This window comes from Janthinobacterium sp. 61 (assembly GCF_002846335.1).
Lineage (GTDB): Bacteria > Pseudomonadota > Gammaproteobacteria > Burkholderiales > Burkholderiaceae_D > Janthinobacterium.
The window spans coordinates 2,333,668-2,346,215 of record NZ_PJMQ01000001.1; the positions used below are offsets into that span (position 1 = coordinate 2,333,668).

Genomic DNA, 12,548 nt, shown 5'->3' on the forward strand with positions numbered 1-12,548 from the left:
CGTCTGGTTTTTATTGTTTTTGGAGAGTGAAAATATCGACTCGGTAGTGCGCCTCGCCTGGATGAAAACGGATGTCCCAGCGCATGGCCTGGGCCAGGCGCAGCAGCAGGTTCTGGCCGTGCGCAAAACCCTGGACGCGCTGTGGCTGTCCCGGCGGCACGGTATTGACGATGCTCAAACGGCCTTGCGCAAACGCCATGCTGATGCGGCAATCGGGACCGCCATGGAACAGGGCATTGGCCAGGCAATTATTGATGAGCAACATGATCAGCTGCCCGTTGCCGGCCACGTCCAGCCGCTCGGGCAGCTCCAGGGTCAGCAAACCGGCATCCCATGAGAAATCGTCAAGCAGGCGCAACAGGCACTGCTCTATGCAGCCGCGCAACTCCACCAGTTCGCCGGGCAGCTGCTCGGCCCGCGCCAGCGCGAACAGCACCTCGATGGTGGCGCGCATGTCGTCGACGGCCTGCTGCAGCTGCGCCTGCCCTTTTGCCGTCAAGGGATGCGCATCGGCCAGCGCCAGGGTGTTGTGCATCAGGGTCAGCGGCGTGCGCAGTTCGTGGCTGACGTCGCGCGCGAAGGCGTGCTCGCGCTGCAACGCCGATTGCAAGGCGTCGAACGTGGTTTCCAGGCGACGCGCCAGGAAACCGATTTCGTCGGGGCGGTCGCGCGCGCTGAAATGGACGGCGCTGCCGGGCGCGCATTGCTTTGCTTCCTGGGCCAGGCGTTGCAAGGGCTGCACGAGACGCCGCGCCAGCCAGTAGGCCAGCAGCAGGGCCAGGGCGATCAGCGCCAGCGCCACGCCCAGCACGACGCCGCCCACTTCCGGCAACAGGCGGGACACCACCAGCACGGGCGCCACGTCGGCCAGCAGATAGCTGCGCTGCGGCTGGCCAGCGGCAACGAGGTCCAGCGCCAGCACGTGATAATGCTGGCCCGTCGTGGTAAACACTTCGGCACGCGTGGCCGATGCTGGCATCTTCTCACGCACCGCTTGAGGCAATGCAAGGTAGCTGCCATAAATCGTGATGAGGTCGCTGCCAGACGGCGTCAGCTCACCGTGCTGTCGCAGGCGCTGGCCGACCGCCACCGCTTCGCGTTCGAGCAGGCGCTGCACCAGCATGTCTTCCGTCACATACGCAATCACCAGCGCCAGGCCCGTATAACACAGGCACAGCAGAACGGTGAAGCCGGCCAGGGCCGCGAACAGGCTGCGGCGGATCGACTTGCTCATGGGGGCGCCGCAGAATCGAGCGCAAGGCGGTAACCCAGCTGCGGTATGGTCACAAGCACACCCGCCGCGCCGGCCAGCTCCAGTTGCTTGCGCAGCGCATAGATATGCGATTTCAGGGCGTCACTATCGGGCGGCTGGCTGCCCCACAGATGTTGCAGCAAGGCCGAGCGCGATACGGCATGCGGATGTTCGCGGCACAGCAGCAGCAAGATCTTGACACCCGTCTGTGTCAGCGGCAGCGCCGCATCGCCGTACGTGGCGCGTCCTGTGCGCGTCTGCAAGGTAAACGGCCCCACGCGCATTTCCTGGTGCACGTGCAACTGGTGGCGGCGCGCCAGCGCTTCACAGCGCAAGGCCAGTTCACGCAAGTCGAAGGGCTTGGTCAAATAATCGTCGGCGCCATCGCGAAAGCCCCGCGCCTTGTCTTCGTAGGCGTCGCGTGCCGTCAGCATCAAGATCGGCACATTGCTGGGCGCCCCCGCCTTGATGGCGCGGCACACTTGCAAGCCATCGATGTCAGGCAGGTTCAAGTCCAGCAGCACCACGTCATAGCCGTTGCGCGTCGCCAATTGCATTGCTAGCGCACCCGTGCCCGCATGGTCCGTCTGCCAGCCCAGGCCGTCGAGAAAATCGAGCACCTGGCGCGCGATGCCCAGGTGGTCTTCCACCAGCAGGATGCTCAAGGGAAGCTTGCTCATGACATGCCGGCAATGCACGCGTACAGCCAGAAGTTACCGGATCTTCCACGAATTTGCCGGTAGCTGCGCAGATAACCTTCGCGTGCAAAATGGCAGCGCTCCAGCACGCGGATCGAACGTTCATTGCTCTCCAGTACGGTCGCCTGGATGCGCAGCAAGCCGAGGCGATGGAAGCTCCAGCCCACGACAGAATTCACGACGGAGGTGGCCACGCCCTTGCCCCACACGGCAGGCGACAGGTCGTAGGCGATCTCCGCCGTGCGATGCTGGAGGGAAATGGCATTCAAGCCGATGGTGCCCACCAGTTGGCCACCGTCGCGCAGCACGACGGCCAGGCGCATGGGCGACGCAGGCCGGGCCGACGCATAGTCATCGACATTGGACTGCAAGTCGTCTATGCTGCGCAAGTCCCAGCTCGTGTGCTCCACGACAACAGGGTCGGCCAGATACGCATACCAGGCGCGCGCATCGTCGCGCTCCAGGTGGCGCAAGGTCACCAGCGGATGGGCGGAACAGGGCAAGTCAGCCGGTTTCATCGTTCGCTCCTGCAATACTTCAATCGACGGGGCAATCGTCGGCCAGCCAGGCCGCGAAATCATCGGCCGCCAGTTCGAAATCGTCGCGCTGCATCGAACCATGCCCCACCAGGTACACAGCCGTTGAGGCGCCATCGAGCGCCAGCATGACGGCGCGCCCGCCGCTGTCATCGCCGATGGCGATATAGCCGGGACATGCTTGCTGCGTGTCATACGTTTCGTTACGTTCCCGCAAGCTGTCCAGGCCGTACAACATGACCTGTTCGCCGCGCAGGCCATCTTGCCAGTCCGCGAGAAAACGCAGGTAGTGCGCCGGCAAGGCGTGGCCCAGCCAGCGCTGGACGGCGTCGATGTCTTGCCCGCTCACGCGGCGCCCTTGCGCCGTGCTTCCCACGTGCGCCGCAGCAAACCGTACAAGGCCGAGTCGCTGACATGGCCGTCGACGATCCAGCGTTCGGGCAGGAAACCCTCCTGGTTAAAACCCTGGCGCTCCAGGGCGCTGGCCGAACCGGCGTTGTGCGGGTCGATATCGGCTTCCAGGCGGTTCAGGTCGCGCTCGATGAAGGCGAATTCCAGCAGTGCCGACAGGGCTTCGTGCATATAACCGTTGCCCCAGTACGGACGGCCCAGCGCATAGCCGATCTCGGCGCGGCGGTTCTGCCGGTGCTCGGAAAACAGGCTGCAACTGCCCAGGTATTCACCCGTCGCCTTCAGCTCGATGGCGAAGCGGAAAAAATCCTCCTTCTCGAAAGCGGCGATATCTTCGGCAATCTGGCGCGTGGCGCGGCTGGCATCGGCCCATGGCGGTTCGCTGAAATAGCGCATTACTTCCGGGTCGGCATGCATGGCGAATTGGGCCGCTTCATCGGATGGCTGCGGCTTGCGCAGGATCAGGCGTTCAGTGCTAATGGTCTTGCTGTAGGTCATGGCGCTCCAGTATGGCGGCAAACGGACGAATGCTTATTATTCCATGCAACTATAACGATGTGGCAACTTTGCGATCTTGTTTTTTAATGTAGTATGGCAAGGTTTTACCATATCATTGATGCAACTTCATGATCCGCTTATGCATGCAGCAGAGAATGCCACACACACCGAAGCCGACCATGTCCATCCCTAGAATCCACCTCACCATGCCGCTCGCCGTCGGCGCACTGGCCGTCTGGCTGTGCTTGAGCCTGGGCGGCCGCTGGCTGGAATCGGCCGGCTACGCCTTACCGGGCGCAGCCGTCACCGGCCGTATCGGCCTGTCGTGGGCGCTGGCCGCCGTGTTTGCACTGGCGCTGCTGCTGGCATCAAGCCGGCGCCGCGAAGCGGGCCTGGGTGCGCCGCAGCCATGGAAAACGCTGTGGCTGGTCTGGCCGCCCCTGCTGTATGCGCTGCTGATGCTGTTGCTGGCCTGGGCAGGCGGCTGGCCACAGCCGCGCGTGCTGCTGATCGTGGCCTGCAATGCGGCGCTGGTGGCCATTTCGGAAGAACTGATGTTCCGCGCCATTTTGCTCCAAGGCATGCTGGATCGGTACGCCGTCTGGCCTGCCGTCTTGATTTCCTCGGCGCTGTTCGGCCTGGCCCACACGGCCAATGGCCTGGCCACGGGCGACGTCAGCGGCGCCCTGTGGCAAGCCGTCGCCGCCACCTTGCAGGGCGTCGGCTATGCCGCCATCCGTCTGCGCACCCGCTCGGTATGGCCCATGGTGCTCGTACATGGACTGTGGGATTACGCGCTGGTGACGGCCACCTTGCCGAACCCTGCCGAAGACGGCGCGTCTATCCTGCCGACTATCGCCCTGCTGGCCGTGCTGCCCCTGTGCCTGTATGGCGTCTACCTGCTGCGCCCCAGCCAGCGCGCCACCATATCGCAGCTACAACTATAATATTGCGACAAGATTTTCCATCCATAGACTGAGGAAGGTGCATGGCGTTTTTTTCACGTGATTACGAAGTGTTCCTGCTGCTGGCGGCGCCCGATGCTCCGCCGCTGTGGGAGGCGGCGCAATGGCTGCCGTTTGCCGCCAGCCTCGATGGTGTCGTGGCGCAAGCACGAGGCAAGGCCAGCGTGCGCAGCCATCAATACAATCCCAAGGGCAAGCCGATTCCCTTTGGGCGCCTGGGCTGGGACGCCAAATCGCACGCCAAGTGGACGCACACGCCGCAGACGACGGAAGTCCGCTTCATGAGCCTGGAAGCGTGGGCGCCCACCTGGACCATTTGCGAAAAAGACGACCAGGCACCCGATCTGTTCCTCGCACTGGCCAATGAATCGTTGCTGGGACTGGCAGGCAAAACCTTGCAGTTCAGCCAGCGCCTGGTGTGCGCCATCGCCACGGACATGGGCCCGGAAGCGGCCGCCACCTTGCGGCTATCGCTGGCCCAACTGGCCGCGCAGCAAGAGGCCGTCGTCTTCGCCCACACGCAGCGCCAGTGGGGCCGCGCCGCGTACGGCGGCTTCACTGGCGCCATCCAGGATATGCTGATCGGCGGCCTGTTCCAGCCCGACGACCCGCATGCGCGGTCGATCGATGCGGCCACGTTCCGCGAGCCATGGACGCGCATGGAGCAGGCTTGACAGTGCGAGCCATCGCATGGCATCGTTCAGCCATGCAATCGACATTTCCTCCCCTGACCACCATTATTGCCACCATTCGACCGATGGTGGCTTAACAGGATAATGATTGCCAAAGCCGCCTGCAGGGCGGCTTTGATATGCAGCAACTGGTCAAGACGTCTCGCAGGTTTTATTTTTCACTTCAGCGAGCGACCATGCACACCACTTCCAGCATCCCAGTTACCCCCACCCTGCACCTCGTGTGCGGCAAGATAGCATCCGGAAAATCCACGTTGACGGCCCGGCTGGCCTGCGCGCCGCAGACCGTGCGCATCAGCGAAGACAGTTTGCTGGCGCAGCTGTATCCGGGCCAGATCGCCTGTCTTGCCGACTACGTGGCCTGCGCGGCGCGGCTGCGCGCGGCCATCGCCCCTTTGTGCTTGCAGATGCTGCAGGCGGGCGTGTCCGTCGTGCTCGATTTTCCCGCGAATACGCCCGCCAGCCGCGCCTGGATGCGCGAACTGTTCCAGCAGGCGGGCACGCCGCACGTGCTGCATTACCTGGACGTGCCGGACGACGAATGCAAGGCGCGCTTGCGCCTGCGCAATGCAAGCGGACTGCACCCGTTCTCCACCAGCGATGCTGATTTTGACGCCATCACGCGCCACTTCGTGCCGCCCGACGCGTCGGAAGGCTTTGATATCGTGCGGATCGCCCCTTAAAACGTGCCCGGCAGCAGGATTTTCTTGTCCACATGCTGCAAGTCGCGCAAGCCGCAAAAGGCCATCGTCAAGTCCAGTTCATTGCGGATGATGTCCAGGCATTTGGTGACGCCGGGGCCGCCCATGGCACCCAGACCGTACAGGAAGGGGCGGCCGATGTACACGCCTTTCGCGCCCAGGGCCACGGCCTTGAGCACGTCCTGGCCCGAGCGGATGCCGCCATCCATGTGCACTTCGATCTGGCTGCCGACGGCGTCGACAATGGCAGGCAAGGCTTCGATCGACGATTGCGCGCCGTCGAGCTGGCGCCCGCCGTGGTTCGAAACGATCAGCGCGTCGGCGCCACTGTTGACGGCCAGGCGCGCATCGTCCGGGTCCATGATGCCCTTGATGATCAGCTTGCCACCCCAGCGCTGCTTGATCCATTCCACGTCCGCCCACGACAGGCTCAGGTCGAACTGCTGCTGCGTCCAGGCCGACAGCGAGGACATGTCGGAAACGGACGTGGCGTGACCGACGATATTGCCGAAACCGCGGCGTTTCGTGCCCAGCATGCCCGCCACCCAGCGCGGCTTGGTGGCCATGTTGATGATGTTGGGTATGGTCAGTCTCGGTGGCGCCGACAGGCCGTTGCGCAAATCCTTGTGGCGCTGGCCCAGCACCTGCAAGTCCAGTGTCAGCACCAGCGCGCCGCACTTGGCGGCCTTGGCGCGGTCGATCAGGCGGTTGATGAATTCGCGGTCTTTCATCACGTACAGCTGGAACCAGAACGGTTTTGTCGTGTTCGCCGCCACGTCCTCGATCGAGCAAATGCTCATGGTTGACAGGGTGAACGGCACGCCGAATTTTTCAGCGGCCTGGGCGGCAAGGATTTCGCCATCCGCATGCTGCATGCCCGTCAGGCCCGTGGGCGACAGGGCCACCGGCATCGATACGTGCTGGCCCACCATGGTCGAGGCCAGGCTGCGGTTTTCCAGGTTGACGGCCACGCGCTGGCGGAACTTGATCCTGGCGAAATCGCTGTTGTTGGCGCGGTACGTCGATTCCGTCCAGGAACCGGAATCGGCGTAGTCGTAAAACATGCGCGGCACCCGTTTCTGGGCCAGCACGCGCAAGTCTTCGATGCAGGTGATGATACTCATGCGTTTCCTCGGTCGATGGCAAGTCGAACCATGATCGTGCATTTGCCGGCAATTGTCTATCCGACAGGCAATGCCAGCGGCCCTGGCGCCACACTTACCAGTCGCGCGCGCCAAGGATCTTCTCGCCCAGCGCAGTCAAGCGCGCCTGCGGATAGCGCAGCTTTTCCTTTTCTTCGGGGTCGCCGGGAAACGCATAGCCCTGCGGCGCGCTGCGCTCGCGCCAGCTTTGCACACGCCAGCCGCGCAAGGTTTGATTGTCTTGCTGGGCTGGCGTAAAGGAAATGTATTGTGCCAGGCGCACCTGGTCGGTCGACGTGTTCGGGCGAATGCCGTGCGCCAGCAGGCTGTTGAAGATCAACAACTCGCCTTTCTTCATGGCGATGAATTCCATCGGGTATGGCACCGTCTCCAAATCCGGCTGCCATGGGTTGCGATCGAGCGGCACGGTCTTGCGCCACGCCAGCAAGTTGTTGAACAGTTCTGGATAGCATTGAAAACCGCCGATCTCGGGCGTGGTATCGGACAGGGCCAGCACGCCCTGCACGTTGACGGGCAGCGGGTCGAGCGTGGTGTCCGCATCCCAGTGGATGAAGCCGCCAAACTTGCGCTTGCCCTTGTTCGGCGTGTTCAGGTTGGCGCGGTCGATGGTCACCCACAAGTCTTCGCGGTCCCAGATATCGACAAAAGCGTCGTACACGCGCTGCGTCTGGCGGTTATCCCACAAGGTCTGGTTGTGATAGGCCTCGACCATGCCGGAACCATTGAGTTCCTTCATCGCGTGGTCGCGCAGCTGGTCCCGGTTCCAGGTGGCGGGGTCGTGCTGGTCCAGCCCCTGGAATTCCCACAGGAAATCCGTCGTGCGCCGTACCTGCTCGGGCGACACTGCATCCTTGACGATGACGTAGCCATAGGTTTGCCAGTGCAAAAAATCACTGTCGGACAGCACGCGCAAAGGCAGCTGTTTCTGGATGTCGCGCAACTGGGTCTGCTCCGTGTAGGCTACGGACGGATTGCCAGGACGGCCTTCGCCGTATTGGTATGGGATCTGCATTGCTGTCTCCTCTGTTGGTATGGGACAGATTGTGCGATGGCACGGCCAGTTGAAATGCGCGCTAAGCGGCCAATACTGATACTATCCTGACTATCCATACCATCAAATCGTCACAATGACGCCTTTATTCGAACAAGTCACGATCCCCGTGGGCCACTCCTGGGGCTTGCTGTGGCGCGAACTCGAGGCCATCCCCTTCATCTGGCATTACCACCCGCAGTTCGAGCTGACCCTGACGGTCAATGCCAGGGGCCAACGCTATATCGGCGACCACCTGGGCGACTTCGAGCCGGGCGACCTGGTGCTGCTGGGGCCGAATTTGCCCCACACCTGGTCAGCCAGCGAGCGCATCGATCGCGCGCAGCCCATGCTGGCCGTCGTCGTGTGGTTTTCACTGGAATGGGTGGAGCAGCTGGCGGCCTGTTTTCCCGAGTTGCACAGCTTGCGGCAACTGGTGGCACGCGCCGGTCCCGCACTGCACTTTTCGCCGGCAACGAGCGCGCACAGCGCGGCCAAACTGCTGCAACTCAATGCCCTTACCGTGCCGCAGCGCTTGCCGCTTCTGCTCGACGTGTTGCTGGCACTGGCCGGCGATGCAGGTGCGCGGCCGCTGGCCTCAACAGCGCAGGCGCCGATGCCCGATGGCCAGCAAAAGCGCATGGCCAACGTGTTTGATTTCATGCACGGGCATTTCAGGGAAGAGATCGCACTGGAAACCCTGGCGCGGCAGGCGGCCCTGTCGCTGGGCGCCTTTCACCGCTGCTTCAAGCGCCACGCGCATTGCACGCCGGGCGAATACCTGGCACGGCTGCGTATCGGCCGCGCCTGCCAACAGCTGATCGAAAGCGATCTCGCCATCGCCGTCATCGCGCAAGAGGCGGGCTATCGCAACCTCGCGCATTTCAACCGCCAGTTCCGCGCCGCCAGGCAAGTCACGCCGCGCGCGTTCCGCCTGCAATACCGGCGCGGCGCCAAAGGCGCATCATAAATCCATTCGGAAACGAAAAAGGGGATCAGATTTTACAATCTGACCCCCAATATTCTGGTGCGGCTGGCAGGAATTGAACCCACGACCCCTTGGTTCGTAGCCAAGTACTCTATCCAGCTGAGCTACAGCCGCCTAAGACAAGATTATAGCAGGGCTTTGCAGAATGGCAAAGGGCGTCGCGGCGATATTTCACAATTGACGGCCGCCCCTGTTTTTCAACAGCAGGCAGCACCGCTGCCGCCCGGACGAACGAACGAACGAAAAAAAACCCGGAAAGTCACCTTTCCGGGTTTTTTTTTACTGCTGATACTGGTGCGGCTGGCAGGAATTGAACCCACGACCCCTTGGTTCGTAGCCAAGTACTCTATCCAGCTGAGCTACAGCCGCAAACTCTGACACACTTCGCCGAACGGCACGAAGCTTGAAACTTTCATCAAAACCAGGCAGACCTGATCTTGGCAATACTGGTGCGGCTGGCAGGAATTGAACCCACGACCCCTTGGTTCGTAGCCAAGTACTCTATCCAGCTGAGCTACAGCCGCAAAACTTCTACAACAGCTCCGGTACAACATGGAGGTCAAACTTTTTACAACAAAACCAGGCAAAGTCTGATTTTCAGTATTCTGGTGCGGCTGGCAGGAATTGAACCCACGACCCCTTGGTTCGTAGCCAAGTACTCTATCCAGCTGAGCTACAGCCGCGCAGGCAAACATTATAGCGTATTCATTTCGCTTTGAAAAGTTCGATTTTTCAATCGCTTAGCTGATTTTGCAGAATACCGCCCCGCACCATCGCCCACTTTTTCACTGCCGAAAAGCCTACGCCTTTCATCGATGTACACCGCTGCTTTCACAATGGTATCCAGCGTATCGAGAAGTTGCTGTCTCGAAAGAAGCGGGATTATAGGGACTGCCTTCCCGCCTGTCCAGTGCTATCTGCAGGCGGCAGGCAAGCGTGCGGTGGCGCCGCCCCGCTTGGGGCTACAATACCAGCCAGACAGGGACACTTGTGCCTCCTCTGCTTCATGACGGCAGGCACTCCCCTCATGACCCATTAACTGAGCTTAGCGACGGCGGCCCGGCTGGGCAAAAGCCCGTGCGGCAGACTCACCGTTGCAGGATTTCCGATGGCTAAGCATGACCGCAAGCAGGATCTGCTACCCCCATCAGCGCCGCTGAGCCTGTCAGACGAGCGCTTGACCAACTTGCTGGAGAGCATAGCAGACGGCTTTTGCCTGCTCGACCACGATTGGACCATCCGCTACATCAATACGCGCGGCGCCGACATGCTCGCGCCGCAGCGCCCGCCCGGCAGCCAGCTGGCAGGCAGCAGCCTGTGGCAAGCCTGTCCTCACTTGCAGGGCACGGAACTGGAAGTGCAATACCGACGCAGCATGGCGCAGCAGCACAGCGGCAGTTTCGAACTGCAGTATCCGCCGCTGGGGCGCTGGCTGGAAGTGCGCATCTTCCCGTCCAGCGAAGGCTTGACCACGCATATCCAGGACATCAGCCAGCGCAAGGCGGCCGAGGAAAGCTTGCGCCAGAGCGAGGACGATTTGCGCACGCTGGCCAATTCCATCCCGCAACTGGCCTGGATCGCCAGCTTCGACGGCACCATCGCCTGGTACAACCAGCGCTGGCACGACTACACGGGCACCAGCGCGGAACAGATGGCGGGTGACGGCTGGAGCATCGCCTATGACGCGCAATACCTGCCGCCCATGCTGCAAGGCTGGAAGGCCGCTTTGCACGATGGCACGCCCTTCGAAATGGAATTTCCCATCCGCGGCGCCGACGGTCAGTACCGCTGGTTCCTGACGCGCGCCAATCCCGTGCGAGACCGGGGCGGCCAGCTGCTGCGCTGGTTTGGCACGAGCACCGACGTCGACCAGGTCAAGCGCGTGCAGGAAGCCTTGCGCGATGAAACCTGCGTGCTGGAATTGCTCAACAACACGGGCGCGGCCCTGGCCGCCACCCTGGACTTGCCGGCCCTGCTGCAGGAAACCGTCGATGCGGCCACGCGCATCAGCGGCGCGCGCTTCGGCGCCTTTTATTATGACGATGCGGGCGATGTCCACCCTGCGGCACGCGCCGTCAACGGCATCAGCCTGCGCCAGGCCGAGACCATCGCCACGGCACTGCGCCAGGGACCGGCTATGTGCCAGAACGACTTGCTGGCCGCGCCCGAAGCCAGCGCCGATGGCGCGCCGCCCCTGCGCAGCTGCCTGAGCCTGCCCATCAGCTCGCGCTCTGGCCTGTTGCTGGGGCGCTTGCTGCTGGGCCATCCACAGGCGGGCATGTTCAGCGCGCGCAGCGAACGCATCGTCTCGGCCATCGCGGCGCAGGCCGCCGTCGCGCTCGACAATACGCGCCTGTACGCGGCCGCCACGCGCGCCGCCGAAGAGCGCAAGGTGCTGCTCGACAGCGAACGTGAGGCGCGTGCCGAGGCCGAGCGCACGAACCAGCTGCAGGATGATTTTCTCGCCACCCTGTCGCATGAACTGCGCACGCCACTGTCGGCTATCCTGGGCTGGGCCCAGGTGCTGCGGCGTGGCACGCGTGACCAGGCCGACCTGCACCGTGGCCTGCAAAGCATCGAACGCAATGCGCGCGCGCAGGCGCAACTGATCGAAGACTTGCTCGACATGAACCGCATCACCTCCGACAAAGTGCTGCTCGACCTGCAGCCCCTCGCGCCCGCCAGCGTCATCGCCTCGGCCATCGAAACCCTGCGCCCGGCGGCCGACGCCAAGCACATCACCATCCACAGCAGTATCGCCAGCGATGCGGACACGATCATGGGCGACCCCGGCCGTATCCAGCAAGTGATCTGGAACCTGCTGTCGAATGCCCTGAAGTTCACGCCGCAAGGGGGACAGGTCGATATCGGCGTGTGCCGCGAGGCGACCCGTCTAGCCATCACGGTGGCCGACAATGGTGTGGGCATCAAGAAAGACTTCCTGCCCCACGTATTCGACCGCTTCCGCCAGGCCGATGCCTCCACCACGCGCAAGCATGGCGGCCTGGGGCTGGGACTGTCGATCGTCAAGCACCTGGTGGAGCAGCATGGCGGCACGGTCACGGCCAGCAGTGCCGGCGACATGCAGGGCGCCAGTTTCACCGTGCGCCTGCCGCTGGGCACGCCGGCCACTGCGGCGCGCAAGGCGGTCGGCGTCCCGTCCGCCAGCCATGACTTGCGCGGCATCAGGGTGCTGCTGGTCGATGACGAAGCCGATGGGCGCGAACTGACGCAACGCATCCTGCGCGACCACCACGCCGAAGTGCATGGCGCCGGCAGCGTGGAGCAAGCGCTGCAACTGCTGGCGCAGGTGCGCCCACATGTGCTGGTCAGCGACATCGGCATGCCCGATGCCGACGGTGTCGACTTGCTGACGCAAATCCGTGCGCACACTTCCCCGGGTACCGCCCGGCTGCCTGCGTTGGCGCTGACGGCGTTTGCGCAAGCGCAAGATCGCCAGCGGGCGTTGGCCAGCGGCTTCCAGGCCTGGGTCGCGAAACCGCTGGACCCGGCCGAATTGGTGGCAGCCGTGGCGCAACTGGCGGCGACGCGCGTCACGGCTACGCCCTTAAAAAGATGATGCAAAGAAATACATAGTGCAGAATAAAATGACT

Annotated in this window: 12 protein-coding genes and 4 tRNA genes; 5 read left to right on the forward strand and 11 right to left on the reverse strand. The window is 62.9% G+C overall.

Translation table 11 applies throughout. The features are described 5' to 3' along the window. Positions 1 to 10: 10 nt before the first annotated feature. The 5 genes from CLU92_RS10635 to CLU92_RS10655 are packed head-to-tail and all read right to left on the reverse strand — an operon-like array spanning position 11 to position 3,395. Entirely contained in the window at positions 11 to 1,234 is a 1,224-nt protein-coding gene (locus CLU92_RS10635) for a HAMP domain-containing sensor histidine kinase (protein WP_101481866.1), read from the reverse strand. Beyond that, the gene (locus CLU92_RS10640) at positions 1,231 to 1,932 is read right to left on the reverse strand and encodes a response regulator transcription factor (RefSeq protein ID WP_101481867.1); all 702 of its coding nucleotides are present in this window, start codon (positions 1,930 to 1,932) and stop codon (positions 1,231 to 1,233) included. Before CLU92_RS10640 ends, CLU92_RS10635 begins: the two co-directional genes overlap by 4 nt. After that, complete coding sequence (locus tag CLU92_RS10645; RefSeq protein ID WP_101481868.1) at positions 1,929 to 2,468, reverse strand: GNAT family N-acetyltransferase; 540 nt, start codon at positions 2,466 to 2,468, stop codon at positions 1,929 to 1,931. Before CLU92_RS10645 ends, CLU92_RS10640 begins: the two co-directional genes overlap by 4 nt. A gap of 19 nt (positions 2,469 to 2,487) precedes the next feature. Then, positions 2,488 to 2,835 (reverse strand): SMI1/KNR4 family protein, encoded by a 348-nt coding sequence (locus CLU92_RS10650; RefSeq protein WP_166674733.1) that lies wholly within the window; start codon positions 2,833 to 2,835, stop codon positions 2,488 to 2,490. Beyond that, on the reverse strand, positions 2,832 to 3,395 hold the full coding sequence (locus tag CLU92_RS10655) for a GNAT family N-acetyltransferase (protein WP_101481870.1): 564 nt from the start codon (positions 3,393 to 3,395) through the stop codon (positions 2,832 to 2,834). The genes CLU92_RS10650 and CLU92_RS10655 overlap by 4 nt, the downstream gene beginning before the upstream one ends. 179 nt (positions 3,396 to 3,574) lie before the next feature. Between CLU92_RS10655 and CLU92_RS10660 the strand changes: the two genes are divergently transcribed. The 3 genes from CLU92_RS10660 to CLU92_RS10670 all read left to right on the forward strand — a co-directional run bounded on the left by CLU92_RS10660 (position 3,575) and on the right by CLU92_RS10670 (position 5,735). Further along, positions 3,575 to 4,342, forward strand: a complete 768-nt coding sequence (locus CLU92_RS10660; protein ID WP_180338491.1) for a CPBP family intramembrane glutamic endopeptidase — start codon at positions 3,575 to 3,577, stop codon at positions 4,340 to 4,342. A gap of 41 nt (positions 4,343 to 4,383) precedes the next feature. Continuing rightward, positions 4,384 to 5,034 carry a hypothetical protein gene (locus tag CLU92_RS10665; protein WP_101481872.1) on the forward strand — a complete coding sequence of 217 codons (651 nt, stop codon included), beginning with the start codon at positions 4,384 to 4,386 and terminating at the stop codon, positions 5,032 to 5,034. A gap of 194 nt (positions 5,035 to 5,228) precedes the next feature. Continuing rightward, positions 5,229 to 5,735 (forward strand): ATP-binding protein, encoded by a 507-nt coding sequence (locus tag CLU92_RS10670; RefSeq protein WP_101481873.1) that lies wholly within the window; start codon positions 5,229 to 5,231, stop codon positions 5,733 to 5,735. On the opposite strand, the gene CLU92_RS10675 is transcribed toward CLU92_RS10670, so the two are convergent. Next, positions 5,732 to 6,877: an alpha-hydroxy acid oxidase gene (locus CLU92_RS10675; RefSeq protein WP_101481874.1), complete on the reverse strand. Its 1,146-nt coding sequence runs from the start codon at positions 6,875 to 6,877 to the stop codon at positions 5,732 to 5,734. The genes CLU92_RS10670 and CLU92_RS10675 overlap by 4 nt on opposite strands. A 94-nt stretch (positions 6,878 to 6,971) precedes the next feature. Then, positions 6,972 to 7,928, reverse strand: a complete 957-nt coding sequence (locus tag CLU92_RS10680; RefSeq protein WP_101481875.1) for a phytanoyl-CoA dioxygenase family protein — start codon at positions 7,926 to 7,928, stop codon at positions 6,972 to 6,974. Positions 7,929 to 8,043: 115 nt separating this feature from the next. On the opposite strand from CLU92_RS10680, the gene CLU92_RS10685 reads away from it, so the two are divergent. Next, positions 8,044 to 8,916 carry an AraC family transcriptional regulator gene (locus CLU92_RS10685; protein ID WP_101481876.1) on the forward strand — a complete coding sequence of 291 codons (873 nt, stop codon included), beginning with the start codon at positions 8,044 to 8,046 and terminating at the stop codon, positions 8,914 to 8,916. A gap of 55 nt (positions 8,917 to 8,971) precedes the next feature. Here CLU92_RS10685 and CLU92_RS10690 read toward each other — a convergent pair. From CLU92_RS10690 to CLU92_RS10705, 4 genes are all read right to left on the reverse strand, one after another. Next, positions 8,972 to 9,048, reverse strand: a tRNA-Arg gene (locus CLU92_RS10690). A 178-nt stretch (positions 9,049 to 9,226) separates the two neighbouring features. Then, positions 9,227 to 9,303: transfer RNA gene (locus CLU92_RS10695), tRNA-Arg, on the reverse strand. Positions 9,304 to 9,381: 78 nt separating this feature from the next. Beyond that, positions 9,382 to 9,458 (reverse strand) — tRNA-Arg (locus CLU92_RS10700). An 82-nt stretch (positions 9,459 to 9,540) separates the two neighbouring features. Then, positions 9,541 to 9,617, reverse strand: a tRNA-Arg gene (locus tag CLU92_RS10705). A gap of 425 nt (positions 9,618 to 10,042) precedes the next feature. Between CLU92_RS10705 and CLU92_RS10710 the strand changes: the two genes are divergently transcribed. Beyond that, complete coding sequence (locus CLU92_RS10710) at positions 10,043 to 12,514, forward strand: ATP-binding protein (RefSeq protein ID WP_101481877.1); 2,472 nt, start codon at positions 10,043 to 10,045, stop codon at positions 12,512 to 12,514. Positions 12,515 to 12,548: the final 34 nt, after the last annotated feature.

What these genes read in the sequence shown, in the direction of transcription:
- CLU92_RS10670 (WP_101481873.1), top strand. Translation starts at nt 5,229, where the DNA reads ATGCACACCACTTCCAGCATCCCAGTTACCCCCACCCTGCACCTCGTG.
- CLU92_RS10645 (WP_101481868.1), bottom strand. Translation starts at nt 2,468, where the DNA reads ATGAAACCGGCTGACTTGCCCTGTTCCGCCCATCCGCTGGTGACCTTG.
- CLU92_RS10655 (WP_101481870.1), bottom strand. Translation starts at nt 3,395, where the DNA reads ATGACCTACAGCAAGACCATTAGCACTGAACGCCTGATCCTGCGCAAG.
- CLU92_RS10685 (WP_101481876.1), top strand. Translation starts at nt 8,044, where the DNA reads ATGACGCCTTTATTCGAACAAGTCACGATCCCCGTGGGCCACTCCTGG.
- CLU92_RS10665 (WP_101481872.1), top strand. Translation starts at nt 4,384, where the DNA reads ATGGCGTTTTTTTCACGTGATTACGAAGTGTTCCTGCTGCTGGCGGCG.
- CLU92_RS10640 (WP_101481867.1), bottom strand. Translation starts at nt 1,932, where the DNA reads ATGAGCAAGCTTCCCTTGAGCATCCTGCTGGTGGAAGACCACCTGGGC.
- CLU92_RS10635 (WP_101481866.1), bottom strand. Translation starts at nt 1,234, where the DNA reads ATGAGCAAGTCGATCCGCCGCAGCCTGTTCGCGGCCCTGGCCGGCTTC.
- CLU92_RS10710 (WP_101481877.1), top strand. Translation starts at nt 10,043, where the DNA reads ATGGCTAAGCATGACCGCAAGCAGGATCTGCTACCCCCATCAGCGCCG.
- CLU92_RS10675 (WP_101481874.1), bottom strand. Translation starts at nt 6,877, where the DNA reads ATGAGTATCATCACCTGCATCGAAGACTTGCGCGTGCTGGCCCAGAAA.
- CLU92_RS10660 (WP_180338491.1), top strand. Translation starts at nt 3,575, where the DNA reads ATGTCCATCCCTAGAATCCACCTCACCATGCCGCTCGCCGTCGGCGCA.
- CLU92_RS10680 (WP_101481875.1), bottom strand. Translation starts at nt 7,928, where the DNA reads ATGCAGATCCCATACCAATACGGCGAAGGCCGTCCTGGCAATCCGTCC.